This is a genomic window from Actinoallomurus acaciae (assembly GCF_042429965.1).
In the GTDB taxonomy this organism is placed as follows: Bacteria; Actinomycetota; Actinomycetes; order Streptosporangiales; family Streptosporangiaceae; genus Actinoallomurus; species Actinoallomurus acaciae.
In genome coordinates this window covers 1-659 of the sequence record NZ_JBHLZP010001247.1, presented here as the reverse complement: position 1 = coordinate 659, position 659 = coordinate 1, and the positions used below count along the sequence as shown (strand labels likewise).

Sequence of the window (659 nt, the reverse complement as noted above, 5' to 3'; positions counted from 1 at the left end):
GCACATCCTCCACACAGCCCACACAGCCCGCACAGCCCAGCACTCCGCTACAATGGCCGCCAAGTTCGTCTTCATGGTCTCCTGCCTGGCTCTCGCCTCCGCGGCGATGGTGCGCCGCGACGCGCCCAGCCCGCTGCAGGAGCTGGAGAAGCACGCCAGCGAGTTCCAGAAGACGTTCGCGGAGCAGTTCAACGCGCTCAGCAACTCCAAGAACACGCAGGACTTCAACAAGGCGCTCAAGGACGGCTCCGACTCCGTGCTCAAGCAGCTCTCCGCGCTCTCCAACTCGCTGCAGGGAGCGTTGAGCGACGCTAACGGCAAGGCCAAGGAGGCGGTGGAGCAGACCCGCGCCAGCCTGGAGAAGACCGCCGAGGAGCTGCGTAAGGCGCACCCCGAGGTGGAGCAGCAGGCCGGCCAGCTGCGCGCCAAGCTCGAGCAGGCCGTGCAGAACACCGTCGCTGAGACCCAGAAGCTCGCCAAGGAGGTCGCGTCGAACGTGGAGGCCACCAACCAGAAGCTGGCGCCCAAGATCAAGGAGGCCTACGACGACTTCGTGAAGCAGGCGCAGGAGGTGCAGAAGAAGCTGCACGAGGCCGCCTCCAAGCAGTAAGAGCTGCGCAACCACATGTATTGTAATAAAGTCTATAGTTTAAAAAAAA

1 protein-coding gene is annotated in these 659 nt (G+C 63.0%); it reads left to right on the top strand.

All coding sequences use genetic code 11. The features are described 5' to 3' along the window. On the top strand, positions 1 to 610 hold a 610-nt coding region (locus tag ACFFNX_RS51905), incomplete at its 5' end, for a hypothetical protein (protein WP_378213886.1). Between the last annotated feature and the right edge of the window lie 49 nt (positions 611 to 659).